Below are 3,144 nucleotides of genomic sequence, written 5' to 3' on the forward strand. Positions count from 1 at the left end.
AACCGCAAGAACCTCGACGCCGCCCGCCTCCTGCTCGACCGCGACGGGCGAACCGTCAAGCAGGTCGAGGCCGCCATCGACTACGCCACCACCGACGAGTTCTGGCGGGCGAACATCCTCTCGATGGTCAAGCTCCGCGAGAAGTACGACCAGCTGCGCCTGCACGCGTCCCGCGCCAAGACCCACGCCGGCGCCACCAAGCGCACCACCGACGACCGGGTGGCAGACCACCTCGCCCTGGCGCGCCACCTCGCCGACGGCGCCGACGAACCCACCCCCGCGCAGATCGGAGCATGACCGTGGACGCATCCCAGGCCGCCGCACTCCTCGGCCTCGCAGCCGCCTACGACAACCGTGCCGTGTCCGAGGCTGCCGCCCGGGCTTGGGCGCTGGCCCTGCCGGACGTGCGATTCGAGGACGCCCAGCACGCCGTCGCCGCGCACTACCGCACGACCCGGGTGTGGATCATGCCCGCCGACGTGCTGGCCGGTGTTCGCAGGTTGCGCTCGGACCGCCTCATGGCCGCCGGCGCCGACCTCGCAAGGCTCGACCCGCCTGCGAGCGCCGACGGGATGGCTTGGCTCTCGGGTGTGCACCGCAGGGTCGCCGACGGGTTCAGCGTGTCCGACGCGTCCGCCGCGACCCCGATGCCCCGCCTGCTGACGGACGGTGACGACGCAGCATGAGCACCCTGACGACCGACCGCCTGTCCCACGACGACGCCGAACGTCACGTCCTGGGGTCCCTCATGCACTCCCGGGCCGCCATCGAGGACTGCGCCGCCCTCCTGGACCCCGGCGACTTCCACGCCCCGAAGCACGAGATCATCTACGCCACGATCCTCGCGATGACCACCCGTGGTGACGGCGTCGACCCCATGACCGTCGCCGCCGAGCTCACCCGCACCGGGCAGCTCGCCACCATCGGCGGACCCTTGTACCTCGCGGACCTCTACGCCGCCCCAGCCACCTCGAGCAACGCCGCGTACTACGCCCGCATCGTGCGCAACCAAGCCGTCCTGCGGCGCCTGCACACCGCCGGCACGCGCATCACCCAGCTTGCGGCGGCGTCCGAGGGCGACGTCGACGAGCTCGTCGAGCACGCCCGCACCGAGGTCGATGCCGTCTCCCGCGCGACCGCCGAGACCGGGTGGGTCGGCACGGACCTGGACGAGACCCTGGACGCACTGGAGCGCCCGACGCCGACCGTGCACACCCCCTGGCCCGACCTAGACCACCTGATCGGCGGATGGGCCCCCGGACGCCTCTACGTCGTCGGTGCGCGCCCGGCGATCGGCAAGACCCTCGTGGCCCTCAACGCTGCTGAGGCGATCGCCCGCACCGCGCCGGTGGCCCTGAACACCCTGGAGATGTCCCGCTCGGAGATCCATCACCGGCTCCTCGCGAACCTCGCATCGGTGCCCATGGACCACCTGGACCGGCACGCCCTGACCGAGCACGACTGGTCCCGCATCGCCGCGAAACGCGCCGAGATCGGCGGGCTGCTGCTCTCGATCGACGACCGGTCCGCCGTCACCGCGACCGACGTCGTCTCCCACGCCCGCACCGTCGCCCGCCGCCACGACGGCCGACTCGGCGCCGTCATCGTCGACTACCTCCAGCTCATGCAAGCCCCGACCAGGACCCGCGGCGTGTCCCGCGAGCAGGAAGTCGCCGGGTTCTCCCGCCGCCTGAAGGTCCTCGCCCGCGAACTGTCCTGCCCCGTCATCGCCCTGTCGCAGCTGAACCGCGGATCCGAGTCGCGCACCGACCGTCGCCCCACCATGGCGGACCTGCGCGAGTCCGGGGCGCTGGAGCAGGACGCGGATGTGGTCCTGCTCCTGCACGTCGAGGAGGACGCCCCCGACGTGTTGCAGATGGCCGTCGCGAAGAACCGCCACGGGCCCACTGGCGCCATCGAGCTCGAGCGCCAAGGCGCCCTCGCGCGCATCACCCCGAAGCAGTGGCGACCCAGCAACTACGGCACGAACTGACCGGAAGGAAGCATCATGAGCGCCGACTACACGCCGACGACGAACGAGATCGAGTTCATCTGGAACCGGGCCACGCAGCAGCGGGGGGTATTCGACCTCTGGCTCGCCGCCCATGACGCCGAGGTGACCGAGGCGGCAGTCGAGGAGCAGCGGCAGGTCGATCTCGCGATGCACGAGGCATACCGGCCGGAGGTTGTCGCCGAGATCGCCGTGCCGCTCGGCGAGGACGCCGATTGGGAGCGCATCGCCAAGTGGTGCGGGGGCACGATCGAGTCGAGTGCTGACATGTCGGGCGAGTGGTCATCGGCGATCAGGATTCCGGGCGTCGGGGACGCCTGGGAGGGCTCGTGGATCGTGCAGCGCCACGACCTGACGTTCGCCATCAGGGCCGTGGTCGAGGGTCCCAGCGTCAAGTCAGTCGAGGTGACCGAGGCGCTGCGGGCGGAGGTGGCGCGGCTGCGGCTGGAGATCGACCGCCTGACGCGCATGGCCGCGTCCTACGGAAACCGCGCCGAGATCGCTGAGGCGCGGCTCTCGGCGGTGGAGGCGCTTCTTCCCGGCTACATCCGAGGCATGGACGTGTGGACCGTGCGATCTGACGACCTCCGCGCCGCCCTCGGTGGAGGGGGATCGGAATGAGCATTGACGTCTCGGCTCAGCCCGAGTTGACGCAGCGCTTCTGGTCAAGGTGCGCACCGGCAGCAGACGGGTGCCTCATGTGGACCGGAGCGCTGACCGAGTGGGGCTACGGGCGATTCCACTTCGACTACCACAGCGTCTACGCACACAGATTCGCCTATGAGGCGATCAACGGGCCGATCGCAGATGGGCTGACGATCGACCACCTCTGCCGGAACAAGGCATGCGTGAACCCTAACCACCTGGAAGCCGTGACGACTCAGGTGAACACGATCAGGCACACGTCGAGCATCACTCGATGCCCAGCCGGTCATGGATATTCGGAGGAGAACACCAGGATGGACCGTCGCGGAAAGAGGCACTGCCGAGCGTGTGATCGAACACGAAAGCGCGAGTCATCTGCCGCCCTGTCCGGCGAGGCAGGTGCGCGATGAGCGCCGTCGAGCGTGCGGCGGAGGTGCTGGCGCGATGCGACTCGATCGCATGGGATGAGGACGCCAAGCAATGGCGGT

Annotated in this window: 5 protein-coding genes and 1 pseudogene; 5 read left to right on the forward strand and 1 reads right to left on the reverse strand. The window is 69.9% G+C overall.

Annotation, left to right across the window (positions count from 1 at the left end):
- The 5 genes and pseudogenes from ABWK99_RS15160 to ABWK99_RS15180 all read left to right on the forward strand — a co-directional run.
- The coding region (locus ABWK99_RS15160) for a hypothetical protein (RefSeq protein WP_372595530.1) at positions 1 to 297 on the forward strand (297 nt) is incomplete at its 5' end.
- Positions 294 to 686 carry a hypothetical protein gene (locus ABWK99_RS15165; RefSeq protein WP_372595531.1) on the forward strand — a complete coding sequence of 131 codons (393 nt, stop codon included), beginning with the start codon at positions 294 to 296 and terminating at the stop codon, positions 684 to 686. The genes ABWK99_RS15160 and ABWK99_RS15165, both read left to right, overlap by 4 nt.
- A complete protein-coding gene (locus ABWK99_RS15170) occupies positions 683 to 1,993 on the forward strand; it encodes a replicative DNA helicase (RefSeq protein ID WP_372595532.1) in 1,311 nt (436 codons plus the stop codon). Before ABWK99_RS15165 ends, ABWK99_RS15170 begins: the two co-directional genes overlap by 4 nt.
- A 15-nt stretch (positions 1,994 to 2,008) precedes the next feature.
- Positions 2,009 to 2,632, forward strand: a complete 624-nt coding sequence (locus ABWK99_RS15175) for a hypothetical protein (protein WP_372595533.1) — start codon at positions 2,009 to 2,011, stop codon at positions 2,630 to 2,632.
- 77 nt (positions 2,633 to 2,709) lie between these two features.
- Positions 2,710 to 2,889, forward strand: a pseudogene (locus tag ABWK99_RS15180) (HNH endonuclease signature motif containing protein); the annotation flags it as partial.
- Between the two features lie 34 nt (positions 2,890 to 2,923).
- Here ABWK99_RS15180 and ABWK99_RS15185 read toward each other — a convergent pair.
- Positions 2,924 to 3,144 (reverse strand): hypothetical protein (locus ABWK99_RS15185; protein ID WP_372595534.1); only part of this gene is annotated, 221 nt, incomplete at its 5' end.

This window comes from Actinotalea sp. (assembly GCF_041597215.1).
Taxonomy (GTDB): Bacteria; Actinomycetota; Actinomycetes; order Actinomycetales; family Cellulomonadaceae; genus Actinotalea.